30 protein-coding genes and 1 pseudogene are annotated in these 22002 nt (G+C 67.4%); 14 read left to right on the top strand and 17 right to left on the bottom strand.

From position 1 onward, the window contains the following. Positions 1–14: 14 nt before the first annotated feature. Together ACFQEV_RS12985 and ACFQEV_RS12980 are read right to left on the bottom strand one after the other, a co-directional pair. On the bottom strand, positions 15–257 hold the full coding sequence (locus ACFQEV_RS12985) for a hypothetical protein (protein ID WP_379696701.1): 243 nt from the start codon (positions 255–257) through the stop codon (positions 15–17). Between the two features lie 107 nt (positions 258–364). Beyond that, positions 365–820, bottom strand: a pseudogene (locus ACFQEV_RS12980) (mechanosensitive ion channel family protein); the annotation flags it as partial. Between the two features lie 93 nt (positions 821–913). On the opposite strand from ACFQEV_RS12980, the gene ACFQEV_RS12975 reads away from it, so the two are divergent. After that, positions 914–1426, top strand: a complete 513-nt coding sequence (locus ACFQEV_RS12975; RefSeq protein WP_379696698.1) for a metal-dependent hydrolase — start codon at positions 914–916, stop codon at positions 1424–1426. Between the two features lie 18 nt (positions 1427–1444). Here ACFQEV_RS12975 and ACFQEV_RS12970 read toward each other — a convergent pair whose 3' ends face one another. Next, complete coding sequence (locus ACFQEV_RS12970; protein ID WP_379696695.1) at positions 1445–2434, bottom strand: hypothetical protein; 990 nt, start codon at positions 2432–2434, stop codon at positions 1445–1447. A gap of 334 nt (positions 2435–2768) precedes the next feature. On the opposite strand from ACFQEV_RS12970, the gene ACFQEV_RS12965 reads away from it, so the two are divergent. Both ACFQEV_RS12965 and ACFQEV_RS12960 read left to right on the top strand, forming a co-directional pair. Further along, positions 2769–2927: a hypothetical protein gene (locus ACFQEV_RS12965; protein WP_379696693.1), complete on the top strand. Its 159-nt coding sequence runs from the start codon at positions 2769–2771 to the stop codon at positions 2925–2927. 80 nt (positions 2928–3007) lie between these two features. Further along, a complete protein-coding gene (locus ACFQEV_RS12960; RefSeq protein WP_379696690.1) occupies positions 3008–3595 on the top strand; it encodes a peroxidase-related enzyme in 588 nt (195 codons plus the stop codon). A gap of 3 nt (positions 3596–3598) precedes the next feature. Here the strand turns inward: ACFQEV_RS12960 and ACFQEV_RS12955 are convergent, their stop codons facing one another. Further along, the gene (locus tag ACFQEV_RS12955; RefSeq protein ID WP_379696687.1) at positions 3599–4414 is read right to left on the bottom strand and encodes a hypothetical protein; all 816 of its coding nucleotides are present in this window, start codon (positions 4412–4414) and stop codon (positions 3599–3601) included. A 176-nt stretch (positions 4415–4590) separates the two neighbouring features. On the opposite strand from ACFQEV_RS12955, the gene ACFQEV_RS12950 reads away from it, so the two are divergent. From ACFQEV_RS12950 to ACFQEV_RS12930, 5 genes are all read left to right on the top strand, one after another. Beyond that, positions 4591–5040 carry a response regulator gene (locus tag ACFQEV_RS12950; RefSeq protein WP_379696684.1) on the top strand — a complete coding sequence of 150 codons (450 nt, stop codon included), beginning with the start codon at positions 4591–4593 and terminating at the stop codon, positions 5038–5040. A gap of 52 nt (positions 5041–5092) precedes the next feature. After that, positions 5093–5494 carry a CopG family ribbon-helix-helix protein gene (locus tag ACFQEV_RS12945; RefSeq protein WP_379696681.1) on the top strand — a complete coding sequence of 134 codons (402 nt, stop codon included), beginning with the start codon at positions 5093–5095 and terminating at the stop codon, positions 5492–5494. Positions 5495–5558: 64 nt separating this feature from the next. Next, on the top strand, positions 5559–5753 hold the full coding sequence (locus tag ACFQEV_RS12940; RefSeq protein WP_092890212.1) for a cold-shock protein: 195 nt from the start codon (positions 5559–5561) through the stop codon (positions 5751–5753). Positions 5754–5915: 162 nt separating this feature from the next. Then, positions 5916–6371 (top strand): arsenate-mycothiol transferase ArsC, encoded by a 456-nt coding sequence (locus ACFQEV_RS12935; RefSeq protein ID WP_379696678.1) that lies wholly within the window; start codon positions 5916–5918, stop codon positions 6369–6371. 79 nt (positions 6372–6450) lie between these two features. Further along, complete coding sequence (locus tag ACFQEV_RS12930; RefSeq protein ID WP_379696675.1) at positions 6451–7221, top strand: creatininase family protein; 771 nt, start codon at positions 6451–6453, stop codon at positions 7219–7221. Between the two features lie 31 nt (positions 7222–7252). On the opposite strand, the gene ACFQEV_RS12925 is transcribed toward ACFQEV_RS12930, so the two are convergent. Further along, positions 7253–8956: an acyl-CoA synthetase gene (locus tag ACFQEV_RS12925; protein ID WP_379696672.1), complete on the bottom strand. Its 1704-nt coding sequence runs from the start codon at positions 8954–8956 to the stop codon at positions 7253–7255. A 173-nt stretch (positions 8957–9129) separates the two neighbouring features. On the opposite strand from ACFQEV_RS12925, the gene ACFQEV_RS12920 reads away from it, so the two are divergent. Then, the gene (locus ACFQEV_RS12920) at positions 9130–10104 is read left to right on the top strand and encodes an aldo/keto reductase (RefSeq protein ID WP_379696669.1); all 975 of its coding nucleotides are present in this window, start codon (positions 9130–9132) and stop codon (positions 10102–10104) included. A gap of 48 nt (positions 10105–10152) precedes the next feature. On the opposite strand, the gene ACFQEV_RS12915 is transcribed toward ACFQEV_RS12920, so the two are convergent. The 3 genes from ACFQEV_RS12915 to ACFQEV_RS12905 all read right to left on the bottom strand — a co-directional run bounded on the left by ACFQEV_RS12915 (position 10153) and on the right by ACFQEV_RS12905 (position 12645). Beyond that, entirely contained in the window at positions 10153–10875 is a 723-nt protein-coding gene (locus ACFQEV_RS12915; RefSeq protein ID WP_379696666.1) for a DICT sensory domain-containing protein, read from the bottom strand. Further along, entirely contained in the window at positions 10872–11285 is a 414-nt protein-coding gene (locus ACFQEV_RS12910) for a DUF7344 domain-containing protein (protein ID WP_379696663.1), read from the bottom strand. The genes ACFQEV_RS12915 and ACFQEV_RS12910 overlap by 4 nt, the downstream gene beginning before the upstream one ends. Before the next feature lie 157 nt (positions 11286–11442). Then, positions 11443–12645 (bottom strand): MFS transporter, encoded by a 1203-nt coding sequence (locus tag ACFQEV_RS12905; RefSeq protein ID WP_379696661.1) that lies wholly within the window; start codon positions 12643–12645, stop codon positions 11443–11445. 91 nt (positions 12646–12736) lie between these two features. Here ACFQEV_RS12905 and ACFQEV_RS12900 point away from each other — a divergent pair, with 91 nt between their 5' ends. After that, the gene (locus ACFQEV_RS12900; RefSeq protein WP_379696659.1) at positions 12737–14047 is read left to right on the top strand and encodes a DUF7405 family protein; all 1311 of its coding nucleotides are present in this window, start codon (positions 12737–12739) and stop codon (positions 14045–14047) included. A 42-nt stretch (positions 14048–14089) separates the two neighbouring features. On the opposite strand, the gene ACFQEV_RS12895 is transcribed toward ACFQEV_RS12900, so the two are convergent. The 3 genes from ACFQEV_RS12895 to ACFQEV_RS12885 form a co-directional block, all read right to left on the bottom strand. Continuing rightward, on the bottom strand, positions 14090–15469 hold the full coding sequence (locus ACFQEV_RS12895) for a sugar porter family MFS transporter (RefSeq protein ID WP_379696657.1): 1380 nt from the start codon (positions 15467–15469) through the stop codon (positions 14090–14092). A 98-nt stretch (positions 15470–15567) separates the two neighbouring features. Then, on the bottom strand, positions 15568–16053 hold the full coding sequence (locus ACFQEV_RS12890) for a universal stress protein (protein WP_379696654.1): 486 nt from the start codon (positions 16051–16053) through the stop codon (positions 15568–15570). Positions 16054–16164: 111 nt separating this feature from the next. Beyond that, the gene (locus ACFQEV_RS12885; protein WP_379696652.1) at positions 16165–16824 is read right to left on the bottom strand and encodes a thioredoxin domain-containing protein; all 660 of its coding nucleotides are present in this window, start codon (positions 16822–16824) and stop codon (positions 16165–16167) included. Between the two features lie 84 nt (positions 16825–16908). On the opposite strand from ACFQEV_RS12885, the gene ACFQEV_RS12880 reads away from it, so the two are divergent. Further along, positions 16909–17256 carry a 2Fe-2S iron-sulfur cluster-binding protein gene (locus ACFQEV_RS12880; protein ID WP_379696649.1) on the top strand — a complete coding sequence of 116 codons (348 nt, stop codon included), beginning with the start codon at positions 16909–16911 and terminating at the stop codon, positions 17254–17256. Between the two features lie 19 nt (positions 17257–17275). Here the strand turns inward: ACFQEV_RS12880 and ACFQEV_RS12875 are convergent, their stop codons facing one another. Continuing rightward, positions 17276–17839, bottom strand: a complete 564-nt coding sequence (locus ACFQEV_RS12875; protein WP_379696646.1) for an NUDIX domain-containing protein — start codon at positions 17837–17839, stop codon at positions 17276–17278. 224 nt (positions 17840–18063) lie between these two features. On the opposite strand from ACFQEV_RS12875, the gene ACFQEV_RS12870 reads away from it, so the two are divergent. Further along, positions 18064–18255, top strand: a complete 192-nt coding sequence (locus tag ACFQEV_RS12870; protein ID WP_379696643.1) for a DUF1918 domain-containing protein — start codon at positions 18064–18066, stop codon at positions 18253–18255. Positions 18256–18294: 39 nt separating this feature from the next. After that, a complete protein-coding gene (locus ACFQEV_RS12865; RefSeq protein WP_379696640.1) occupies positions 18295–18738 on the top strand; it encodes an RNA-binding protein in 444 nt (147 codons plus the stop codon). On the opposite strand, the gene ACFQEV_RS12860 is transcribed toward ACFQEV_RS12865, so the two are convergent. Together ACFQEV_RS12860 and ACFQEV_RS12855 are read right to left on the bottom strand one after the other, a co-directional pair. Further along, positions 18739–19302 carry a thioredoxin family protein gene (locus tag ACFQEV_RS12860; RefSeq protein WP_379696637.1) on the bottom strand — a complete coding sequence of 188 codons (564 nt, stop codon included), beginning with the start codon at positions 19300–19302 and terminating at the stop codon, positions 18739–18741. Between the two features lie 60 nt (positions 19303–19362). Then, positions 19363–19788, bottom strand: a complete 426-nt coding sequence (locus ACFQEV_RS12855; RefSeq protein WP_379696634.1) for an EamA family transporter — start codon at positions 19786–19788, stop codon at positions 19363–19365. Between the two features lie 159 nt (positions 19789–19947). Between ACFQEV_RS12855 and ACFQEV_RS12850 the strand changes: the two genes are divergently transcribed. Continuing rightward, entirely contained in the window at positions 19948–20145 is a 198-nt protein-coding gene (locus ACFQEV_RS12850; RefSeq protein ID WP_379696631.1) for a DUF7501 family protein, read from the top strand. 29 nt (positions 20146–20174) lie between these two features. Here ACFQEV_RS12850 and ACFQEV_RS12845 read toward each other — a convergent pair whose 3' ends face one another. The 3 genes from ACFQEV_RS12845 to ACFQEV_RS19930 all read right to left on the bottom strand — a co-directional run bounded on the left by ACFQEV_RS12845 (position 20175) and on the right by ACFQEV_RS19930 (position 21972). Further along, complete coding sequence (locus tag ACFQEV_RS12845) at positions 20175–20627, bottom strand: ester cyclase (protein ID WP_379696628.1); 453 nt, start codon at positions 20625–20627, stop codon at positions 20175–20177. Between the two features lie 93 nt (positions 20628–20720). Continuing rightward, positions 20721–21797, bottom strand: a complete 1077-nt coding sequence (locus ACFQEV_RS12840; RefSeq protein WP_465261212.1) for an MFS transporter — start codon at positions 21795–21797, stop codon at positions 20721–20723. Then, positions 21766–21972, bottom strand: coding sequence for a hypothetical protein (locus ACFQEV_RS19930; RefSeq protein WP_465261211.1), 207 nt, complete (start codon positions 21970–21972; stop codon positions 21766–21768). The genes ACFQEV_RS12840 and ACFQEV_RS19930 overlap by 32 nt, the downstream gene beginning before the upstream one ends. Between the last annotated feature and the right edge of the window lie 30 nt (positions 21973–22002).

The following is a 22002-nucleotide window of genomic DNA, read 5'->3' as shown; positions in this document are numbered from 1 at the left end:
CCCGCGCCGCCCGGTCAGGCGTCGTCGTCCGACCGGTCGGCGTTTCTCTCTCCGCCGTCTCCACCGTCGTCGCGGAGCGTCGCGTGCGTGTCGTCGTCGGGCGTCTCGTCCCCGACCCCCGCGCGCCCGACGGAGACTAAAAGCAGGTAACCGACGGCCCCTAACGCGAACAACGCGACGGGGATGACGAACGGCCCGAACGCGTTGAGGACGCCGTCTAAGAGTTCCGCGACGGCCGACTGCATCGGCGCGACCATACGGCCGTTCTGTCCCCCGCGAGGTTACCGTTTGGGGCGTTCCTCCGCGGGACCGCCGTTCAAGGCGACGTCCGCGCCGAGGGCGTCGCCGTCCGCGGTGGAAGTGGGAGCGTCGCGGCGGCCCCGGCGAGGACGACGAGCGTCCAGACGTTCGAGAACACCGGCGCGAAGTCGTACCGGCTCCCCTTCTCGGAGACGGAGTCGACGACGCGGTTGACGGTTCTGTTCGCGGCGACGGCCCAGACGACGACGATGACGGAGAGGGAGGGGAGGCCGAAGAAGCGCTCTACGGTCGCGGGGTCCACCAGCACCGCCGTTCGGACGGCGGGCACCTGCGTCAGGACGAACACGCCGGCGAGTGCGGCCGTCAGGACGACCGGAACCCGCAGTTCCGAGAGGACGATGTCGTCGTACTCCGTGTCGGTGTGGGTGACGTAGCGGCGGGCGGCGCGGAGGACGACGAACTCCAACGCGAGGGCCGCGCCGACGGAGACGAGGAGGACGAGTGCGGTGACCTCCCACGCACCGAGACCGTCGAGAATACGAACGAGAGGGCCGAACATGGCGGAGACAGACGTCGCCGAGAGATAACCGTTTCCGGTACGGTCTCCGGCGGCGACCGGTCGCTTTTTCCGGCCGCCCCGCCGACGGGGGGTATGTACCAACTGGGGCACTACGGCGTCTCCCTCGTGGTGTTCTCGCCCGTCGGGTTCGCCCTCCTCCGCCTCGGGCGGCCGGAGCTGGCGTTCCTGACGGGGGCGGTGATGGTGGGGTTGGCGATGCTGCCGGACGTGGACCACCGGATTCCGTTCGTGGACCACCGCGGTCCGACGCACTCGCTCCCGTTCGCCGCGGCCGTCGGCGGAGCGTTCGCCGGCGCGGGGCAGCTTTTGACCTCCGCGGGGTCGGACCTCGGCGTCGCCCTCACGCTCGGCCCCGCGGGCGTCGGACTCCCGGCGTTCGGCTTCTTCGTCGGCGCTCTCACCGTCGTCGCGCATCTCCTCGGAGACGTGCTCACCCCCATGGGGGTGAACTTCCTGTGGCCGCTCTCGGGGTACCGGTACTCGCTGTCGCTGTGGCCCGCCAAGAGTCGAATCGCCAACTACGGTCTGTTCGCGGTGGGGATATTCGTCGCGTCGAGCACGTTCGTCCTCGCGGTCAGGCTGTGAGCGGAGTCCGCGGGGGCGTCACGCCTCCGAGACGAACTGGAGCCTGTACCCGAAGTATCGCTCGTCGTACCGGAGGTATCCGCGGCGGCGGCCCGACTCGACGCCCCCGTCCTTCTCGACGTTCCCGTCGAGGTAGGTCCAGCGGTCGAGTTTCTTCAGCACCGACTCGAAGGCCGGCGAGTACGGGTGCGACTCGCTGTGCGCCTCCCGTATCGCGTCCCGTACGACCTTTCTCGCCCCCGGAGAGAGGTCTTCGCGGGCGATTCGGGCGTCGAGGAGGCGCGCCCGGAGAATCGTCTCCATCTCCGATTCGGAGTCGGCGACCGGTTCGACGTTCGCCCGGTACACCGCCTCGTGAAACGTCTCCCGCGTCACCTCGACTTCGTAGACCGTCTCCCGATACTCGACGCGCGAGGGGCCAGAGTCCGAGAGGATTCGACTGGACGATATCGCCACCTCGTCGCGGTAGACGTAGCCGTCGCGTTCGACGAGTCCCCACGGGACGCCGCCGACGTTCCCCCGTGCCCGCGCGGCGAAGTACGCGATTTTGACCGCCCGCCTGTCGGCTTCCGGGAGCGACGAGTGGGCGACGGCGTCGGGGGCGTCGCCACTCGACCCTTCGACTTCGTACACTCGGAGGACGGGGTGCGTCACCTCCGATTCGCCGACGACGAGCGAATCGAGGCGGTAGTACGTCCCGTTCCGGCGCGCGTACGTCGGTTCGTCGTCGCCGCGGGCGAGGAACGGCGTGCGGTGTTGGGTCGTGTACGCCGACCCGTTCAACGCCGCGTCGAACGCCTCCTCGTCCCACGACGGTCGCGTCTCGGTCAGATCGACGACGTATCGCTCCCGAAGCGACTCCTCGAACGGAGACAGCGACAGCGCCAGTTTCCGGGACGAATCGGCGGTGCCCGTCGGAGACACCTGCGAGCAACCGCCGAAGGGAGATATCAGTCCGAGTCCGCAAGCGGCGAGTGCGCGTCGCCGAGTGAGTTTGCCGGAGGGCATCGGGAGAGAGTCAGGTTCGCCAACCAAAGCAGTTTCTCATCCGTCGGAGGCGCGACATCGTTACTACGCTTGCGCGCAGAGAGGCGACGACAGTGTTCGGAAGACGGTCTACCGACGCGATAGGGGCGGCCGCGGTCATCCTTCTAACGGCGGTCTGTTTCACCTGGATGACCGACAGCCTCCTATTGGCGGGACTGCCCGCCGGGTCGTTTTGGAGAGTGGCCGCCGTCCCGTTCGCCGTCTCTCTCGTCGTCACCTGCTATCTGGACCTGTTTTGAGGCCCGACTACCGCACCGACGAAACAGTGATACGAAGCGCGCCGAAAAGGTGTCATATGGGAAACAGTGACCCGGGTCCGAACGAACCGCTCTCGCCGTACTTCCCGTCGGACGCGCCCTCCCTCCCGGGAAACGGTCGCCGGTGGTTCGCGATTCTCCTCTCCGCGATGATACTCAGCGGGGCGATTTACGCGTTCGCCACGGCCTTCCTGTAGGTGTCGGGCGGGCGCACGCGACGCGCGACACGCGCGACGCGGGCGCAAATCATTAAGCGTCGACCGGGAGGAATACCGGCATGGTCGAGTTCGACTCCGACGCGATGCGGCGCTTTCCGGTCCCCGAGTACGACGAACTCCCGGCGGACCTGCGGGAACGAATCGACGAGGAGACGGAGAGGGCGGGCTTCACGCCGAACGTCTTCGCGACGTTCGGGTACAAGCCGAGTCACTTCCGGGCGTTCTTCGACTACCACGACGCCCTCGTCGAGGACACCTCCCTCGACAGGGAGGAGGTGGAGATGATAATCGTCGCCGTCTCGGGCGTCAACCACTGCTACTACTGCAACGTCGCCCACGGCGCACTCGTCCGCATCTACGCCGAGGACCCGGAACTCGCGGACCAACTCGTCGCCAACTACCGGACGGCGGACGTCTCCGACGAACGACTCGCCATGCTGGACGTGGCGGTGAAACTCACCGAACGACCGACGGAGGTGGGCGAATCCGACTTCGAACTCCTGCGCGAGGCGGGGTACTCCGAGGAGGAAATCTGGGACATCGGGGCGGTGACGGCCTTCTTCAACCTCTCGAACCGGATGGCGATGTTCGCGGACATGCGTCCGAACGACGAGTTCCACGGCATGGGCCGGGAACCGCGGGAGTGAGCGTCAGAGGACGCCGAGGACGAACCCGAGGCCCATCGCGATCAAGACGAGAGCGGAGAGCGTCGGGAAGTACGGCGCGACTGCCTCCACGCGGTCCTCGTAGCGGTAGTACCCCGCCACGAGGAGCAACGTGAGGCCGACGATGCCGGCGACGACGGCGAGGGCGTAGGCGGTCATCAGTTCGAGGCAGTAGTTCGACCCCGAACAGAGGAGGATGATCTCGAACTCCTCCTCGTGGGCGAACCCGAGGACGAACGCGAACGAGGCGAGACTCCGGAGACTCGTCTCCGAGGCGTCCGGTTCCGAGCGGTCGTGGTCGTGCGAGTGACCGCCCGAGGGGAGGACGCCGCGGAGGCGCGCGGAGAGACCGGCTCCGGGGTCGGCGTCGCGGTGGTGACTGTGGCCGTGAGAACGGCCGTGACGATGGTCGTGACCGTGGTGGTCGTCGTGTTCGTGTCCGTCGCCATGTTCGTGTCCGTCGTCGTGTTCATGCTTGCCGTCATGGTCGTGCCCGTGTCCGCCCCCGCGGAGTTCGTGCAGGCCGAGGAGTATCAGGAGGACGCCCGCGACGGTCGGAAGCCACGACGCCTCTCCGAGGTCGAAGTACGACTTCGCGGCGAAGAAGACGGCCACCATCGCGAGACTGCTGACGAGGTGGCCGACGCCGAGGACGACACCCGCGACTGTCCCGTGGACCCACTTCCGTCGCTTCTCCATCGCGTACGACGCCGCGACGGGCCACCCGTGTCCGGGTTCGACGCCGTGGACGACGCCGAGACTCGCGGCCCCGACGAACAGCCCCACAATTTCACTCGCCATGGCGGAGATAGTTGGAGACGGCGTAAAACGCCTGTTAAGACCGATTCGGGGGTTTCGTAATAACGCCGACCGACGCCGCGAACGGATTTGCGCCGTGCGTGACGAAATGATAGGGTAGATAACAGGTCAATCTAACTGACCTCGTCGTTTTGTTCTTGCATCCGTAGGTGTAGGTAATGGCTACGGACGCGAAAGTTGACCCGATAGAGATCCTGTTGGTCGAGCCGAGTCCCGGCGACACGCGGTTGTTCACAGAGCAGTTCGAGGACGCGAAGATCCTGAACACGCTGAACGCGGTTTCCGACGGCGAGTCCGCCCTCGATTACGTCCACCGACGCGGCGAGTACGAGGATGCCCCGTGTCCGGACCTCATCCTGCTGGAACTGCAACTCCCCGGAAAGAGCGGCATCGAGGTGCTGTCCGAACTGAAAGGCGACCCCGAGGTGGCCAACATCCCGGTGGTCGCCCTGACGAGTTCGGACCTCGGCGAGGACTTGGTCAGGTCGCACGAACTGGAGGCGGACGCGTACATCCAGAAACCGGTCGAACCCGCGGAGTTCGTTGAGTTCATCCAGTCCGTTGAGGACTTCTGGCTCAGAATCGTCCGGAACTCTCCCGAGGAGTGAGTCGCGTCCGTAGCAGTCGGCTTCTTGTCCCTCCGCCGCCGACCGTCGGGGTATGCGAACCAGTCTGAACGTGCCCGAGGAGGTGCTCTCGGCGTTCGACGCCGTCTGGCGGGCCGAGGGTATCGACTCCCGGTCGCGCGCCATCCGCGAGGCGATGCTGGAGTACGTCGAGTCCCACAGTCGCCTCGAAGACGCCGAGGGCGACATCGCCGCCGTCGTCGTCTTCGACTACGAACACGAGGCGGTCATCGGCGAGTTGCACGTCGTCCAACACGAGTTCGAGGAGGTCATCGACGCGACGAGTCACACCCACCACGGCGAGTGGTGCCTCGAAACGGCGTTCTGCGAGGGCCCGGCCGAACGGGTCCGAACGCTCGTCTACCGCCTCCGGGACTTCGACGCCGTCCGCCGCGTCTCGGTGCTGTCTCTGACCGCGGACTCCGCGGAAACGTGAGTGTTCGCATCGTGGTACAGACGCCGGAATCCTTATGAGTCCCCTGCCCGTCTTACCGTGCGTAATGGCGAAAGGTACGGTTGCGTTCTTCAACGACACAGGCGGTTACGGTTTCATCGAAAGCGACGACGCGGACGAAGACGTGTTCTTCCACATGGAAGACGTCGGCGGTCCGGACCTCGAAGAGGGTCAGGAGGTCGAGTTCGAGATCGAGCAGGCCGACAAGGGCCCGCGCGCGAAGAACCTCGAGCGTCTGTAAGAGCGCAACACGGTAGCGGTACTGCGGTCGGCGGTCACGTCGATTCTCACCACGGTTCTGCCGTTTTTCACACCTCCTAGTTCCGACTCCGCCGAAGGACGGTGCGACGATAGCTCTGAGACGGCGAAGCGACTATGCCGCCTCCGCCGAGAGTCACCGCCGATGGTCGAACCCTCACCCACCGTCGCGTTCGTCTGCGTCCAGAACGCCGGGCGGAGCCAGATGGCCTACGCCTTCGCGCGGAGAAACCTCGACGAACGCGAACTCGACGCGACCGTCCTCACGGGCGGGACGCGCCCCGCCGACGGCGTCCACGGGAACGTCGTCGAGTCGATGGCCGAACTCGGAATCGACCTCTCCGACCGCACGCCGCGGGAAGTCACGGTCGAGGAACTGTCCGACGCGGACTACGTCGTCACCATGGGGTGTTCCGCCGAGGACGTCTGCCCCGCCGGGTGGGGCGGCGAGAACCGCGATTGGGGACTCGACGACCCGCACGGCGAGGGGCCGGAGAAGACGGCGGAGATACGCGACGAGATACGCCGCCGCGTCGGGGCGTTCTTCGACGAACTCGAAGCGGAGGCGGACGGCGAGGCGAACGCCGCCGAGGGACGGTAGGCGGTTCGGCCGGGGCGGACACGCCGTGCGGCGCAGTTCCACGCCAACCTATTGGTCGTCCCTCCCGGACATCTCGGTGATGTACCTCGGAGACGAAGCGTGGCCCGACCTCGAAACGTACTTCGAGGAGGAATCGCTCGCGTTGGTCCCGACTGGGTCCACGGAACAGCACGGTCCGCACCTGCCGGAGGCAACGGACCACCTCATCGCGGAGGCGTTCGCCCGGGAAGCCGCCGAGCGAACGGGCTACCTCTGCACGCCGACGATAAACGTCGGCGTCAGCGGTCACCACCGGCAGTTCCACGGGACGATGTGGGTCGACCCGCCGGCGTTCCGCGAGTACGTCGAGTCGCTGACGCGGAACCTCACGGAACACGGCATCGACCGGGTGATATACGTCAACGCCCACGGCGGGAACGTCCCCCACCTCCGGGAGGTGGGCGCGCGCCTCCGGCAGGACGAGACGGCGTTCGCCATCGAGTGGATGTGGAACGAGAGCATCCCTGACCTCGTGGACGAGTTGTTCGAGCAGAACGGACCGCACGGCGGACCGAAGGAGACGGCGATGATCCAGCACCTCCGCTCGGAGTTGGTCCACGACGACCGACTGGAGGAGGCGAGAGACGGCGGGATTCCGAGCGTCGATGCGGCCGGGACCGTAAAGCACGGGTCGCGGACGTTCTACGACGCCGCCGATAACACCGAAAACGGCGTCCTCGGCGACCAGACCGACGCGACGGCGGAGAAGGGCGAGGAGATGTTCGAGGCCGCGAGCGACCAACTCGTCGAACTCTGCGAGTGGGTCGCCGCGCGGGAGTTCGAGGAGTTGCTGCCGGAACCGCACGTGTAGCCGCCGGAGAACGTCCGCGCGGCGGGGCGAACTACCGCCCGAACGCCTCCTCCTCGCGCTTGCGGAGTTCGATGCGGCGTATCTTTCCGCTCGACGTCTTCGGGAGTTCCTCGACGAACTCCACCCGGCGCGGGTACTTGTACGGGGCCGTCTCCTCCTTCATGAACTCCTGAATCTCGGTCGCCAACTCGTCGGACGCGTCGTACCCCTCCGCGAGGACGACGTACGCCTTCACCACGTCGCCGCGTTCCTCGTGCGGCGAGGCGACGGCGGCCGCCTCGGCGACCGAGGGGTGCGAGACGAGGGCGTCCTCCACCTCGAACGGGCCGATTCGGTAGCCCGCCGAGATGATGATGTCGTCGGCGCGCCCCTCGAAGAAGAAGTAGCCGTCCCCGTCGCGGGAGGCCAAATCGCCCGTCCGGTAGTAGTCGCCCGCGAACGTCTCGCGGTCCAGGTCCTCGCGTTCGAAGTAGCCGTCGAAGATGCCCGGGCAGCCCACGGGGACGGCGATTTCGCCGATGTCGCTCGCGCCGAGTTCCTCCCCGTCGTCGTCGATTATCGTCGTGCCGAGGCCGGGCGTCGGCTTGCCCATGCTCCCGGGCTTCACGTCGATCCCGGGGTAGTTGGAGACGAGAGCCACCGTCTCCGTCTGGCCGTACCCGTCGCGCGGCGTCACGCCGAACGCGGATTCGAGGGCCTCGATGGGTTCGCGGTTCAGCGGTTCGCCCGCGGAGAGGGCCGCCCGGAGGTCGATGTCGAACGCCGAGAGGTCCGCCTGCGCGAACATCCGGTACTGCGTCGGGACGGCGCAGAGGCGGGTGACGCCCTCCTCCTGCATCACCGAGAGGAACGTCTCGGGGTCGAACTCGCCGTCGTAGAGCAACTGCGTCGCCCCCGTCGTGAGTCCGACGCCGACGGGACTCCAGAACCACTTGGCCCACCCGGTTCCGGTCGTCGCCCACAGGAGTTCGTCGTCGAGGGTCGGCGCGTCGGACTCCTCGAACCCCGGCGCGACGACGCCGTCGGCGGTGACGCCCCACCAGTACGGCGCGTTCACGAGTTCGAAACACCGCATCCACCGGTGGCGGTGCATCACCGGTTTCGGCTGACCCGTCGTCCCCGACGTGTAGTTGATGGACATCGGGTCCTCGGCGCGGAGTTCCGGCCCCTCGTGCGTCTCCGGTCGCCCGTCGACCGACTCGTCGAAGGAGTCCCACCCGTCGGGATTTCCGTCGGGCGCCCCGACGTCGTCCCCCTCGCTATCGCTCGTGGGACCCCCGCCGACGCAGACGAACGTCGAGAGGGGCGTCTCCTCGCGGACGGCGTCGACCATCCCGACGAGAGAGTCGTGGGCGACGACGGCCGTCGCGTCGCAGTCGGACGCCCGATAGGCGATGTCCTTCGGTTTGAGCATCGACGAACACGGGACGAGCAACGCGCCGCGCTTCAGCGCGCCGAGTTGAATCGCGAACACGTCCGGATGTCGCGGCAGGAGGTGCAACACCCGGTCGCCCGGGCCGACGCCCGCCGCCTCCAACGCGTTCGCGAACCGGTTCGCGTCCCGCCGCAGGTCGTCGTACGTTCGCTCCTCGCGGACGCCGTCGGAATCTCTGAACCGAAGCGCGACCCGGTCGCCGAACGAGTCCGCGTGCGACTCGACGACCGCCGGGAGGTTGTAGTCGGCGGGGACGTCCCACTCGAACGATGCTATCGCGGCCTCGTAGTCTGCGGTCATGGTGACTCGTCTCGCAGAAACATAATAATTGTTAGTGCGTTTTGTGGTGAGAACGACCGCCTCCCGACGCCTCACCGACCGGGGGCGGCCGAACTCGCCCGGCGACGAGGTTCCGGCGGTCCGAACCGCCTCCCGTGACTTCTTTGCTGAGGCCAGAGACGGTAGCGATACGCATGGAGTACACGACGCTCGGCGACACGGGAATGGAGGTGTCGAGAATCTGTCTCGGTTGCATGAGTTTCGGAAGCAGCGACTGGCGCGACTGGGTGTTGGACGAGGAGGAGGGGAAGGAACTCGTCGAACGTGCCCTCGAACTCGGAATCAACTTCTTCGACACCGCCAACATGTACTCCGAGGGCGAGTCCGAACGCGTCCTCGGGGAGGCGTTGGAGGGCCGCCGCGACGAGGCGGTGGTGGCGACGAAGGTGTACTTCCAGATGGACGAGGAGAACCCCAACTCGGGCGGCCTCTCCCGGAAGGCCATCGAACAGGAGTTGGACAACTCCCTCGAACGGTTGGGGATGGACGCCGTGGACCTCCTGCAGATTCACCGCTACGACGACGACACGCCGATGGAGACGACGCTCCGCGCGTTGGACGACGCCGTCCGCCGCGGGAAGGCGCGGTATATCGGCGCGTCGTCGATGTGGGCCCACCAGTTCGCCGACGCCCTCCACACCGCCGACAGCCTCGGACTCGAACGGTTCGCGACGATGCAGAACCACTACAACGTGCAGTACCGCGAGGAGGAACGCGAGATGCTCCCCCTCTGCGAGAAGGAGAACGTCGGCGTCATCCCGTGGTCGCCCCTCGCGCGGGGGTGGGTCGCCCGGCCCCACGAGGAGGCGCGGTCCACCACGCGCGGGGAGTCCGACGAGTACGCCCACGAACACCCCTACCTCGAAGGCGGCGGCCGCGAGGTGAACGAACGCGTGCAGGAACTCGCGGAAGAGAAGGGCGTGAAGATGGCCCAGATAGGCCTCGCGTGGTTGTTTCGCAAAGACTGGGTGGACGCGCCCATCGTCGGCACGACGAGCGTCGAACACCTCGAAGACGCCGTCGAAGCCCTCGATATCGACCTCTCCGAGTCGGATACGGAGTACCTCGAAGAGCCGTACGAACCGGTCCGCGTCTCCGGACACGACTGAGGCGGGCAACCGCCCCGTTCGCCGACCCGCCGCGGCCGAACCGCCGTTCTACGCGAGTTCCGCCAGCGCTCGGTCCACGAGCCCCGAGTCGTACGTCCAGACGCCGTAGAACGTCTCGTCCGTGCGCTGTTCCGCGACCAGCGCGTTCTTCGGGCCGTCGTTCCCGCCCCCGTCGAAGACGACAAACCAGTGTCGCCCGAACTCCGCTTCCGACCCGACGTGGAGCGTCAGCCCCGACTCCGCGACGCCGTCGTCGCTCGCGTCGTCGTCCGTCCCGTCGTCACCGGCGCGGTAGACGTGGACGTCGAGGTCCGTCTCTGCGGCCATCCGCCGGTAGAGAGACCGTTGGGCTCGAAACGCCGACCGCGACTGAAACCCGACGTGGAGCCTCCCCCGCCCCGTCCGCCACGCGCGGTCCTCGAACTCCCGGGTGGTCGCGAGGAGTTGTCGCCGCGACAGCGAGGCGAACACCGTGTCGTCCAACAGTTCGACCAGCGCCCGGTACTCCGGCGAGAGGTCCGTCGCGTCGTACGGGCGCCGTATCGGCGGCCAAAGGAACGTTCGGAGGCTCTCGACGGAGACTGCTCCGAGGAACCGCCCGCCGTCGAAGATGGTGACGAACGGGTCGGGACCGCCCGGCGGGACGTCGCGGTACTCCATCTCGACGTTCTGCGCGTCGAACTGCGCCGGCAGGTCGCCCTCCTCCGGCGCGTAGTACACGGCGCTCTTTCGGCGCTTCTCCGCCTCCTCGATGACGAACTGGAGCGTCAACGCGAACCGCTCGCCCCCGTCGCCCGTTCGTACCGATAGCTGAGCCGGATCGCGTCGCGGACGGGTTCGGCGAGCGACGGGAGTCGGACGTCGCCGTCGGCTTCGTCGTACGCGACGAGTCCGCGGTCCGCCAGCATCGGGAGGTGGATGTGGTGGAGCGACAGGAGAACCTTCTCCCGTTCGTCGGCCCCGACGACGCCGCGCTCCGCGGTTCGCCACCCGAGGAGCGTGTCGGCGAGCTCCTCCACCGTCGTCCGACGCTCGTCCAAGAGTAGCCACAGCGTCCGCCGCCTCGTGGCGTCCGCGAGCGCGTCGAACAGCTCGTCCGGCGGCGGAGCGTCGATCGCGGAGTCGTAGTCCCACCGCTCGAAGTCCGGACGGGCTCTGTCGGCGTCGTTCGTGTCTGTCATGAGTGCCACCGACTCCGAGAGACGGAGTTATGGCATAACTTGCCGTGATAGATATTCACATTTATGGTCGGCGGAGGAGGCGTGGACGAACGAACAGTTTTCCGGCTGCGAGCGGCGAATTTCGCCCGCTTCGGTCGGCGTCGCTGCGGCGAACGGGTCAGTCGTCCGCCGAGAGCGACGCTCCGCCCGTCGGCGTCGAACTGAGGCGTCTGACCGCCCGCGAGGCGACGACGGCGATGGCGACTTCCGAGAGGCCGACGGCGAGGAACGCCGCGAGGTAGCCCGCGGTGCTGGTGGCGACGCCGCCGACGACGAACCCCGCGAGGAAGCCGAGACTGCCGAAGATGTTGAACCCGCCGAGGGCCGCCCCGCGTTCCTCCGGCGCGGCCACGTCGGCGACCAGCGCCATCGTCGCCGGCGAGACGAGTGCGCCGAAGACGCCGACGACGACCATCCCGGCGACGGCGAGTTCGAGCGTCGGCGCGAGTCCGACGCCGACGATGGCGAACCCGAAGCAGAGCGACCCGACGACGACCGGAACGAACCGCCCGACGCGGTCCGAGAGGACCCCCGCGGGGTACTGCAACAGCGCGAAGGGGAAGAAGAACGCCGCCAGCGCGAGTCCCGCGCCGAACGCGTCGAGGCCGAACGTCTCCCGGAAGTAGTAGACGCCGACGAGGGCGAAGAAGCCCGCCGTCATGCGGTCGATGAACCCGAAGGCGTACGGGACGGCGAGCGCCGGTTTCTCGCTCAGACGCGAGAGCGCGGGCCCCACCTGGAGTCGAACGCCGTCGGGCGTCCGGTCGGGGGCGCTGGCGACGAGCGCGGCGGCGACGACGAGGAGGGCGGCCGCGCCGTACAGCGGGTACAGCGGGTCGATGTCAGCGAGTCGCCCGCCGACGACGGAGCCCAGCGCCGCCCCGAGGCCGATGGCGATGCCCGCCGCGCCCATGTTGCGCCCGTTGCCGCCCGCGAGGTCGGCCAGCGCCGTCATCGACAGCGAGAACGCGCCGATGGTCATCGCGCCGCCGAGGGCGCGGATCAGGAGCACAGCGGCGAACGAGAGCCCGAGGGAGGGCGCGGCCGCGAGAAGGAGATAGCCGCCCGCGCCGCCGAGTGCCCCGAGGACGACCAGCGGTCTGCGGCGTCCGAGGGCGTCGCTCGCCGCCCCCCAGACGCCGGCGAAGAGCACGAACGCCGCGAACTCGGCGACGAGGAACCACATGCCCGCGTTCACGTCCCCCCCGCCGCCGAGGGCGACGACGAGGTCGGACACGCCGGGGTAGACGAGCACCTGCGAGACCAACACCGCCCACACCGCGAGCGCCAGACGCGCACGTTCGCCGCGTCGTCCGTCCATACTCGTCACTTAGCGTCGTCGGACAAAAGCCGGTCGTTGTATTCGCGGCACGCACCAGAACCCCTTTTTTCCGCAGACGCCTAGCCGGGGTATGTTCGACGGAGGCGGAACGTCCAGACGGGAGTTCGTGAAGGCCGCCGTCGCCGTCGGCGGGGCGTCCGCGCTCTCGGCCTGCATGAACCGCGCCGAGGAGGAGGGGGGAGAGCCGATTCCGAAGGGGACGACCGACGCCGACTCGCTCCCGTCCAGACAGCACGCGTGGAACGACTTCGTCCGACGGGACGACGACGGCAACGTCGAGTTGCCGCGCCATCAGGTGCTCCTCTACCTGACGCTCCCCGGCGAGGGTCCGCCGAGCGACGACGACCGACGGACCGTCGAGTCCGTCCTCGCCACCCTCGACGAGGCGTACGAACGGAGCAACGAGGGCGTCATCTACTCTGTCGCCTACTCGCCGCGGTACTTCTCGCGGTTCGAAGCGCCCCTGCCGGAGAGCATCGACCTGCCCGAACCGCGCGCGCTCTCGTCGTTCGAGACGCCGGAGTTCGACCGGCAGGACGCCCTCGTCCACCTCGCCTCCGACCGCGCGGACGCCGTTCTCGAAGCCGAGCAAGCCCTCCGCGGCGAGTCCGACGCCAACGGAATCGAGATGCGGTCGGCGCTGACGGACGTGTTCACCGTCGATTCGCGCCGGACGGGGTTCGTCGGGCCGGGGATGCCCGCCGAGAGGCAGGACGGCCTGAAGGGAATCCCGGACACGAACCCCGTCCCGGAGGAGGCGCCGCTCTTCATGGGCTTTAAAGCCGGGTTCGCGAAGACGCAGGCGACAGAAGACTACGTCACCATCGAGTCGGGACCGTTCGCGGGCGGGACGACGAAGCACGTCGCCAACATCCGCCAACGCCTGCAGGACTGGTACGTCGAACAGGACTTCGACGAGCGAGTGTCGGAGATGTTCTCGCCCGTCCACGCCCGGAAGGGACTCGTCGAGGGCGTCGGCGAGAACCTCGGGAACGACAGCGGGGTGACGACGGAGATACGCAACGCCATCCGCGACCACGCGATGGAGTTCGGCCGCGTCGGCCACGCCCAGAAGGCCGCGCGGGCGAACCGCGACGCCGAGGGGAACGTCCGCATCCTGCGCCGACACTTCGAGTCCACCGACGACAACACCGCCAGCCTCCACTTCCCGACGCTCCAGCGTCGGATGTCCGACTTCGAGGAGGTGCGGGCGGCGATGAACGGCGACGACCTGACGGACATCCCCACCATCCGCCAGCGAGTGAACAACGGCATCTTGGAGTACATCTTCGTCAAGCGGCGGGGGAACTTCCTCGTCCCGCCGCGGGAACTCAGGTCGCTCCCGACACCGACGGGCGAGGCGCCCGGACTCGACGGGTGACGGCTCGGCCGAGAGCGCGCGAAAAAGGTTCCGCGAACCGCGTCAGTCCAGCAGCGAGACGTTGTCTCTGAGGTCGGTCTCGATGGCTTCGAGCGTCCGGCCCTTCGTCTCGGGGACGAACCGCTGGACGAACACCAACCCGACGAGGCTACAGAGTCCGAACAGCCAGAACGTCGAGGGCGTCCCGATGCTGGCCCGCAGTACGGGGAAGGTCAGCGACACGAGGAGGTTCGCGCCCCAGTTCGCGACGGTGACGGTCCCCATCGCGGACCCGCGGACGGCGAGCGGGTATATCTCGGAGATGAGCAGCCAGAACACGGGACCCAGCCCGATGGCGAAGAACGCCACGAACAGCATCAGGCTTATCGTCGCCACGATTCCGAGCACGTCGCCGAACCCGGGGAGGTAGAACACGGTCCCGAGGATGGCGAGCGTGACGACCATCCCGCCGACGCCGACGAGGAGCAGTCGCCGCCGACCGACGCGGTCCACCAAGGCGATGGCGACGATGGTCATCACGACGTTGATCGTCCCGATGCCGACCGTCGCGAGGATGGACGTGACGCCCCCGAAGCCGGTCGATTCGAGGATGGTGGGGGCGTAGTAGATGACCGCGTTGATGCCGGTTATCTGCTGGAGGACCGCCAGTCCCAGACCGACCACGAGCGCCGGGCGGAGCCACGGTTCCAACAGGTCGCGGAGTCCGCTGTCGGACTGTTTGTTCACGGTCTCTGCGATCTCTTCGAGTTCCGTGTCGACGTCCTCCTCGCGGGTCCGTTCGAGGACGGCCCGCGCCTCGTCCTTCCGGCCGTGTTCGAAGAGCCAACGCGGGCTCTCGGGCATCTTCAGGATCCCGACGCCGAGCACGACGGCCGGAACCATCCCCGCGCCGAGCATCCAACGCCACGCGCCGGCGTCGGCGAACGCGAAGTTGACGAAGTACGACAGCAGGATGCCCGTCGTCACCATGAGTTGGTTCAGCGACGTGAGCGCCCCGCGGATGCTGGGCGGGGCGATCTCGGAGATGTACAGGGGGCCGACGATGGAGGCGAAGCCGATGGCCACGCCGTCTATCAGTCGCCCGGCGACCAACACGGGGACGTTCGGAGCCACGGCCATCGTGAACGACCCAAGGAAGAAGACGACCGCCGCGATGAGGATGAGTCGCCGTCGTCCGAGTCTGTCCGCCAACTGCCCGCCGACCGCCGCGCCGGCGGCCGCACCGGCCATCGCTCCGCTGACGATGATACCCTCGACGAGAGGAGACATCGTGAAGGTGTCTTGGATGAACAGGAACGCGCCCGAGATGATGCCGGTGTCGAATCCGAACAGTAGTCCATTCAGAGCGGCCAACGCGGAGACGACGTAGACGAACCGGTCGCCGTCCCCGCGTACGACCTCGCGTATGGTAGCTGTAGACATCTCTGAAGAATAACTCGCTTGCGTGTAAAAAATATCCCGTAATTCTCAGAGACAGCAGTGCCGTGGCTCTGACTGGCGACGGTGTGACCGAGGCCCGTTCACTCCCGATTTCGGACGAACGTCACCGGACAGGGGGCTTCGAGCATCACCTCCTGCGCCACGCTTCCGAATATCGCTTTGCCCGCCGGGGACCGCCGACGGCCGCCGACGACCACGCGGTCGGCTCCGACTTCCTCCGCGATGGCGACGATTCCCTCGCCGCTCGTTCCGGTCGTCGCGCGGGGCTCGCAGTCGATTCCGTCCCGCTCTAACCGCTCGATCACCTCCCGAGCGACGGTCATCCGAGACGCCAGTTCGTCGGGGTCGATGTCCTCGCCCTCCGCGTCGAGCAGTTGTTCGACGGCGTCCCTGTAGGAACCCTTATCGAAGACGTGCGCGACGACGACCGTCGCGTCGCACGGCGCGGCTATCTCCCCGACGGCATCGACGAGGGCGTCGATGCGGGCGTCGTCGCGTCCGCCCACGCCGAGGAGAACCGTTTCGAGTCCCGTCGCGTCCGTGCGGTCTGCCGTATCTGCGCTCATCTCGTTCGACCGATGACAGCCGGGGCGTAAAGAACTTCTCGCGAACTTACTATGATTATAGTAATTATTCGGCGGTGGCTCGCGCGTCCCGCCTTCGGGGTCGCGTCCCCCTCAGAGTTTGCTGTCGATGGCCGACGAGACGGCGTCGTAGCCGTAGGAATCGAGCGCTTGGCCGTCGACGACGACGGTGGGCGTCGAACTGTACCCCTTGTCCACGGCGCGTTGGCGGTCGGCCTCGACGACCGGCCGGTAGGTGTCCTGTTCGACGGCGGCCATGACCTGACAGCCGTTCACGCTGCGGTCCTCCGCCAAGTCGTGGACGAGTTGGTAGCCCGAACTCGTGAGCTTGTCCTGATTCTCGAAGATGGCGTGGGCGTAGTCGAAGAACGTCTCGGCGTCCGTCCGGTCTTGGACGGCCCGCGCGGCGATAGCGCCGCCCCACGACCACTGCTCGTTGACGGGAAGCGGGAAGTCGAAGAAGCGGTACCGGATGTCGCCCGAGGAGATGTAGTCTTCGCGTATCTTCGGGAAAACCTCCGTGCTGTAGGTCGCGCAGTGAGGGCACGCGAAGTCCTCGTAGGCGTCCACCGTCACGGACGCGTCGTCGGGTCCGAGCGCCGGACGCGGGAGCTGTTGGACCGTCTGTTGCTCTCCGACGTCACAGGAGGGTTTCGAACCGCCCGAGGAACCGGGGAGACTTCCGAGGCAACCGGCCGTGGCGGCGAGTGCGCCACCCGTCGCGGCGAGGAGGGCACGTCGGCTCGTTCGCATACCCGACAGGAGGGTGTCCCGGTATTTAGGACCACCGAGGCGGCGCGAGCTACTCCTTTACGTCCGGCGCGCGCACTCACAACTATGCCTGTCGTTAACTACCGAGGGAAGGAGATAGAGTGCGAACGCGGGGCCGTCCTGCGCGACGTTCTCCTCGACGCCGGCGAGACGCCGCACAACGGGCGGTCTCGGCTCCTCAACTGCCGCGGCCACGCGACGTGCGGGACGTGCGCCGTCGCCGTCGAGGGCGAGGTGTCCGACCCGGGGACCAGAGAGCGCGGGCGTCTGTCCGCGCCGCCGCACGACGCGGATTCGGGCCTGAGACTCGCCTGCCGGACGCGGGTTCTGGGCGACGTGACGGTGACGAAGCACCCCGGGTTCTGGGGGCAGAACGTCGAGACGCCCGCGGACGGAGACGACGCGCCGCGGTGAGCCGGGCCGTACTCGCTCGTCACGGCAGCGTCCGGTCGCGCCACGCGAGGATGTCGTCTCGGTCGCGCGTGTCGTCCGGGAGGTCCGAGAAGGGGAACCACTCCGCCGCGGAGATTTCGCCGTCCGGGTCGCACACCGAGAGGTCGAGTTCGGTCGCCGCCGCGGCGAAGACGGGGAGGACGCCCCACGTCGAGTGGTCCTCGCACTCGATGTCGATGCGGTTCGCCATGGCGAGGCCGCGGTAGTCCGCGGAGACGCCCGCCTCCTCGGCGAGTTCTCGCTCCGCCGCCTCGCGGTACGTCTCCCCGTCGCGCAGTTCGCCCCCGGGGAGCACCCACATATCGACGCCCTCGTGTCTGACGAGGAGCAGTTCGTCGCCGTCGCGGTGGACGATGGTCTGTGCGCCGTACGGCGCGCCGGTGGCCTTCACCCGCCGCGCGAGCGTCCGGAACCGCTCTCTGGTGACGTGCCGCGCGTGCGTCCGCTGGATGAACCCCGAGTGGCGCTCTCGGAGTCGGTGGTACGCCTGTTCGGCCCGTTGGGCGGCTTCGTCCGCGAGAAACCAGAGGTCGTCGACCGTCATCTGTCGTCGAGCGAATATCGAGGGACCGCCGGACTCCGTGCGGTTCTGTCGGGCGGGCGGGTTTCTCGGGCGTCCGTGGCGTTCATGGCGGCGATTCGACCCCACGAGTAAAGGTAGCTTCGTTCGGGGAAAGACGCCGATTCTCACGTCGCCGACCCCGCCGGACGGACGGGAGCAGTCGGTGAATCAGTCCACTTTTGAGCGTCCGGAGCGACCGTTCGGCCATGTCCTTCGAAAAGGAAGACACGGTCGTCCTGCACGACAAACACAGCGAGTTCGACGGCGAGGTCGGGACCATCACGCAGGTCGTCGAGACGATGTTCGGCGACCCGACGTACACCGTGAGCTTCGACGACGGACAGGAGGTCGGCATCTCCGAAGACCAGCTCGAAGCGGCCGACGAAGACGAGGAATAAGCGGGCTTTTCCCCGCGCGGTGCGAATCGGCGACGAAGAATGCCGCGCGTCCCGTTCCACTACGTAGACCTGCGTACGTTCTGTTACGCGACCGAAGACGAGAAGCGCGTCGAGGATGCGCTTCGGACGTTCCTCCCCGAGGAGTTCGAGGTCGAACGCACCGTCAGCACCGGCCACCACGGCGACCGCATCATCGTCTTCTCGGCCCGCGTCGAGAACGCCGACGAAGTCCGCCACGTCCTCGCGCGCATCTCGGAACTGCCCGACTTCGAGGGACTCCTCGACGAGTTGGACGACCGGGTGACCGAGAACTGCGAGCTGTTCATGCGGTTGGACAAACAGGCCGCGTTCAAGGGCGACGTCCGCCGGGGCGGGGGACTCACGCTCCGCGCGAAAGTCGAAGCCTACCCGGCGAAGAAGGAGACCGCCGTCGAGAGCGCCCGCGAGGCGCTTCAACAGGCCTCGGAGTTGGACCTCGAGTGACTACTCGTCGCGCCACTTGATGGAGCACCCCTGCGAGGGCGTCTCCTCGATAGGTATCTCCTCGTCGGCCAACACCGCCTCGACGGCCGTCCGCATCTCGTAGTCTGTCGGGTCCTCGTCGGGACTCATCGCGTCGTCGATGCGCGAGTGGAAGACCAACTCGAACCCCTCGTCCGTGCGTTCGAAGAGGAACGGGTCGGGCGTGCAGACGGCCCCGTACTCCCGGGCGACGTCTTGGGACTCGTCGCGGAGGTAGGCGGTGAAGCGAACCTCCCTCTCGTCCACCCGTTCGCGCATCGCCTCGTAGGAGTCGTCGGGGTACTCCTCCTCGTCGTTCGGGTTGATACCGACGACGGCGAGTCCGTCGTACGACTCGGCGAGGTGGTTCAACTCCTCGCGCTTCGCCTCCGCGTACGGACAGTGGTTACACGTGAACACGACGAGCAACGCCGCCGCGTCGGCGAAGGAGTCGAGCGCGTACGTCTCCCCGTCCGCGGCCGGGAGCGAGAAGAAGGGCGCTTCGTCCCCGTGCGACAGTTCGGAGTCTGACTGCATCAACACCATGCGCGGGAGTTCGCGCGCCGCGCAAAAAGTCGTTGCCGCTCTCCGTCCCGCGAGGGGGCGTCACTCGACGCTGACGAGGTAGATAGAGACGAGGGCGAGGCCGATTCCGAGCACCTTGCGGGCGGTGAGCGACTCGTTCAGGAAGGCGATGCCGATGACGGAGCTGAGGACGAGAAACATCCCGAAGACGGGCGAGACGATGCTCACCGGCCCCATCGACAGCGCGCGGTAGTACGCGAGGATGCCGACGGTGAGACAGACGCCCGCGGCGAGGACGAACTTCGCCTTCGGGTGCGAGACGTAGGCGACGGCGTTGCTGTCGTTGTAGACGACGACGCCCAACGTCACGGCGACCAGTACCGTGTTCGCCATCAACGCCGCCACGTTGCTCGGTATCTTCGGCGAACCGGTCGTCGCGACGCTCATAAGCGGCGCGACGAGCGAGTAGGCGGCGAGGGCGAGAACGGCCCACAGCATGTAGTTCATCGACCGAATCGTATCCTCTCGCCGGAGTTTACCGTTTCGAAGCGCCTCGATGGTATTTTGAGATATATTCGGTCGTATTTCGAGATATAGTGTATACACGTCCTGAAAATGATCAATTAGGGACTCATACTTATATAAAATGAGCGTGTACACGCACGTATGTCAGAAACAGAAACTCCCTCGGTCCTGCCGTACACGTGGGACGACCCGAGCGTCTGTCCGTTCTGCACGACCGAGTTAGAGAACCCCGGCGAGGGGTTCATGATCCACCTGCGGGAGAGTTCCGTCTGCGAACGCGGGTTCGACGAGTGGCGGAACTCGGTCACGAACGACATCGGCGGCGAGTGGTCCGGCTAGCGCGCCGAAACGTCGAAACGCCGCTTTTTTCACTCGATTCCCGGCGTGAGGCCGAGCTGACTCGCCATCGTCGCGGCGTCGGTGCTGTTCCACTCTTCGACGCACCGGCCGTCTTCGAACCGCGCTTCGACGAGTCCCCACAGTTCGATTCGCTCGCCGGTGGCGGGGATGTCGCCGTCGGGACTCCGAAGCGTTCCGTCGTGCGTGCCGCGGACGGCGTACCGCCCGTAGACTACGTCGTCGGACGCTCGGACGTCGCACAGTTCGAGCTCGAAGTCGGAGAACGCGTCGTGGTACCGCCGAGCGAACTCCTTGACCGCCTCGACGCCTTCGAGGACGTCCGGTTCCGTCTGCGTGTGCAGTCTAATTTCCTCGGCGTAGGCGTCGTCAGCGACGTCGTAGTCCCGTTCGTTCCAGAACTCTCGGGCGACGCGCTCGAACGTTCGTCGGTTCTCGACTGCAGAGGAGGAAGTAGTTGCCATCTCGAAACACCGAGTATCCGATACGACGCGCAGAATAGTGAAGATAGTTGCGAGCGCGCCGGATTTTCGGGGTTTGCTGACGGTGCGTCGCCGTCAGTCGTCGCCCGTCGGCGCGGGGGCCGCGACCGACGGCGGCGCAGTTCGGAGCGTCAGGCGGACGAGGGCGATACAGAGGAGGGCGCTGCCCGAGACGATACCGAACGCGACGGCGACGCCAGTGGCGTCGATGATGTACCCGAACGCGGGCGGCGCGACGGCGCCGCCGAGCGAGATGCCGACGGTCACGAGGGCGAAGTTCTTCCCGAGGTCGCTCCGCACGGAGAGGCGGTCCGCGAGCGTCGAACGCGCGGGGCGGGAGACGCTGATGGTGCCGCTGAACGGCAACACGAGGACGAGACCGGCGAGGGGGAGCGACAGCGTCGCCAGCGCCGCCGCGACGACCGCCAGCGCCGCGTACCCGCCGTACGCCACCGCCGGCGGTCCCATGCGATCCGTCAGTGACCCGCCGAAGAGGATGAGTACCGCGCCGACGACGAGCATCCCGGAGACGAGGAGGTTCGCCGTCCCGTCGGCGACGCCGTAGCCCGCGGTCAAAAGCTGCGGCGTGTACGTTCGGATGCACCACGCCGCCGCCGAGGTGACGAAGGCGAGGACGGTCAACCCGAGGATGCCCGTCGAACGTACGAGGGCGCGGCCCGCCGCCGCGACGCGACCGGGAACCGACCGGAGCGCGGGCCGTTCGGTCGCGCGGTCCGCCGGGGCTGGGCGCTTGATGTCGTCGGCCAGTCCGCGAATCGCGGCCAAAGCGAGGAGAGTGTAGCCGAGGCCCACGGCGGCGAGAGCGCCGACGGCGTAGCGCCACGACAGCGAGAGCGCGGAGGTGACCCCGACGACGGCGTACGGGGCGGCGAGTCCGGCCTCCCCGCCGAACGCGTGCGCGCTGTAGGCTCTCCCCCGCGACTCGTCGGAGGAGGCGACGGCCAACAGGGGGTAGTGGGCGGGGTGGTGGCCGGCGACGCCGACGCCGAGAACCACCTGCGCGGCGAGGAGCCACTCGTAGGAGGGTGCCAGCGCCGTCGTCGCGGTGCCGAGCGTTCCGAAGACGAGCGACGCGACGAGGACGAGCGTTCGGCTGTGGCTATCCGAGACGTAGCCGAACGGAAGTTGCAAGAGGAGCACCACCGGCCTGCGGGACGCCGATTGCGAGCCCTATCGCGGCGATGCCCACGTCGAACCGCGCCGCGAGGACGCCAACGAGGGGGGCCAAAAGCACCATGTACGCGTGGTTGACGAAGTGCGACCCCGAGACGAGGGCGACCACGCGGCGGCCCTGTTCGTGCGACACGTTCCACCGTCGCGGTCCGACTCCCAAATA

It is taken from the genome of Halopelagius fulvigenes (assembly GCF_042662625.1).
In the GTDB taxonomy this organism is placed as follows: Archaea; Halobacteriota; Halobacteria; order Halobacteriales; family Haloferacaceae; genus Halopelagius; species Halopelagius fulvigenes.
This window is presented reverse-complemented; position numbering and strand designations above follow the sequence as displayed.

What these genes read in the sequence shown, in the direction of transcription:
- ACFQEV_RS12860 (WP_379696637.1), bottom strand. Translation starts at nt 19,302, where the DNA reads ATGGTGTTGATGCAGTCAGACTCCGAACTGTCGCACGGGGACGAAGCG.
- ACFQEV_RS12905 (WP_379696661.1), bottom strand. Translation starts at nt 12,645, where the DNA reads ATGGACGGACGACGCGGCGAACGTGCGCGTCTGGCGCTCGCGGTGTGG.
- ACFQEV_RS12880 (WP_379696649.1), top strand. Translation starts at nt 16,909, where the DNA reads ATGCCTGTCGTTAACTACCGAGGGAAGGAGATAGAGTGCGAACGCGGG.
- ACFQEV_RS12895 (WP_379696657.1), bottom strand. Translation starts at nt 15,469, where the DNA reads ATGTCTACAGCTACCATACGCGAGGTCGTACGCGGGGACGGCGACCGG.
- ACFQEV_RS12920 (WP_379696669.1), top strand. Translation starts at nt 9,130, where the DNA reads ATGGAGTACACGACGCTCGGCGACACGGGAATGGAGGTGTCGAGAATC.
- ACFQEV_RS12845 (WP_379696628.1), bottom strand. Translation starts at nt 20,627, where the DNA reads ATGGCAACTACTTCCTCCTCTGCAGTCGAGAACCGACGAACGTTCGAG.
- ACFQEV_RS12930 (WP_379696675.1), top strand. Translation starts at nt 6,451, where the DNA reads ATGTACCTCGGAGACGAAGCGTGGCCCGACCTCGAAACGTACTTCGAG.
- ACFQEV_RS12925 (WP_379696672.1), bottom strand. Translation starts at nt 8,956, where the DNA reads ATGACCGCAGACTACGAGGCCGCGATAGCATCGTTCGAGTGGGACGTC.
- ACFQEV_RS12865 (WP_379696640.1), top strand. Translation starts at nt 18,295, where the DNA reads ATGCCGCGCGTCCCGTTCCACTACGTAGACCTGCGTACGTTCTGTTAC.
- ACFQEV_RS12970 (WP_379696695.1), bottom strand. Translation starts at nt 2,434, where the DNA reads ATGCCCTCCGGCAAACTCACTCGGCGACGCGCACTCGCCGCTTGCGGA.
- ACFQEV_RS12955 (WP_379696687.1), bottom strand. Translation starts at nt 4,414, where the DNA reads ATGGCGAGTGAAATTGTGGGGCTGTTCGTCGGGGCCGCGAGTCTCGGC.
- ACFQEV_RS12960 (WP_379696690.1), top strand. Translation starts at nt 3,008, where the DNA reads ATGGTCGAGTTCGACTCCGACGCGATGCGGCGCTTTCCGGTCCCCGAG.
- ACFQEV_RS12855 (WP_379696634.1), bottom strand. Translation starts at nt 19,788, where the DNA reads ATGAACTACATGCTGTGGGCCGTTCTCGCCCTCGCCGCCTACTCGCTC.
- ACFQEV_RS12870 (WP_379696643.1), top strand. Translation starts at nt 18,064, where the DNA reads ATGTCCTTCGAAAAGGAAGACACGGTCGTCCTGCACGACAAACACAGC.
- ACFQEV_RS12875 (WP_379696646.1), bottom strand. Translation starts at nt 17,839, where the DNA reads ATGACGGTCGACGACCTCTGGTTTCTCGCGGACGAAGCCGCCCAACGG.
- ACFQEV_RS12965 (WP_379696693.1), top strand. Translation starts at nt 2,769, where the DNA reads ATGGGAAACAGTGACCCGGGTCCGAACGAACCGCTCTCGCCGTACTTC.
- ACFQEV_RS12940 (WP_092890212.1), top strand. Translation starts at nt 5,559, where the DNA reads ATGGCGAAAGGTACGGTTGCGTTCTTCAACGACACAGGCGGTTACGGT.
- ACFQEV_RS12935 (WP_379696678.1), top strand. Translation starts at nt 5,916, where the DNA reads ATGGTCGAACCCTCACCCACCGTCGCGTTCGTCTGCGTCCAGAACGCC.
- ACFQEV_RS12910 (WP_379696663.1), bottom strand. Translation starts at nt 11,285, where the DNA reads ATGACAGACACGAACGACGCCGACAGAGCCCGTCCGGACTTCGAGCGG.
- ACFQEV_RS12945 (WP_379696681.1), top strand. Translation starts at nt 5,093, where the DNA reads ATGCGAACCAGTCTGAACGTGCCCGAGGAGGTGCTCTCGGCGTTCGAC.
- ACFQEV_RS12900 (WP_379696659.1), top strand. Translation starts at nt 12,737, where the DNA reads ATGTTCGACGGAGGCGGAACGTCCAGACGGGAGTTCGTGAAGGCCGCC.
- ACFQEV_RS12975 (WP_379696698.1), top strand. Translation starts at nt 914, where the DNA reads ATGTACCAACTGGGGCACTACGGCGTCTCCCTCGTGGTGTTCTCGCCC.
- ACFQEV_RS12885 (WP_379696652.1), bottom strand. Translation starts at nt 16,824, where the DNA reads ATGCGAACGAGCCGACGTGCCCTCCTCGCCGCGACGGGTGGCGCACTC.
- ACFQEV_RS12985 (WP_379696701.1), bottom strand. Translation starts at nt 257, where the DNA reads ATGGTCGCGCCGATGCAGTCGGCCGTCGCGGAACTCTTAGACGGCGTC.
- ACFQEV_RS12950 (WP_379696684.1), top strand. Translation starts at nt 4,591, where the DNA reads ATGGCTACGGACGCGAAAGTTGACCCGATAGAGATCCTGTTGGTCGAG.
- ACFQEV_RS12890 (WP_379696654.1), bottom strand. Translation starts at nt 16,053, where the DNA reads ATGAGCGCAGATACGGCAGACCGCACGGACGCGACGGGACTCGAAACG.
- ACFQEV_RS12850 (WP_379696631.1), top strand. Translation starts at nt 19,948, where the DNA reads ATGTCAGAAACAGAAACTCCCTCGGTCCTGCCGTACACGTGGGACGAC.